Source organism: Rahnella perminowiae, from assembly GCF_019049755.1.
GTDB lineage: Bacteria > Pseudomonadota > Gammaproteobacteria > Enterobacterales > Enterobacteriaceae > Rahnella > Rahnella perminowiae.
Window position 1 is genome coordinate 1 of record NZ_JAFMOS010000003.1, and the last position, 220, is coordinate 220.

Consider the following 220-nt stretch of genomic DNA (forward strand, 5'->3'; position numbering starts at 1 on the left):
TGCCGCTCGACTTGCATGTGTTAGGCCTGCCGCCAGCGTTCAATCTGAGCCATGATCAAACTCTTCAATTAAAAGTTCGATTTGCTTAAACATGTTAAGCGGTGCTCAGAGATTACTTCGTAATAATTCAACTAAATGAATTACTGCTTGGTCACTCTAAGACTTGATATTTTTTGCCACCGAAGTGGCTGATATCGTCTTGTGAGTGCCCACACAGATT

Annotated in this window: 1 rRNA gene; it reads right to left on the bottom strand. The window is 42.3% G+C overall.

Going from position 1 to position 220, the window contains the following annotated elements:
- Positions 1-71, bottom strand: a 16S ribosomal RNA gene (locus J1785_RS00010); the annotation flags it as partial.
- Positions 72-220 lie beyond the last annotated feature (149 nt).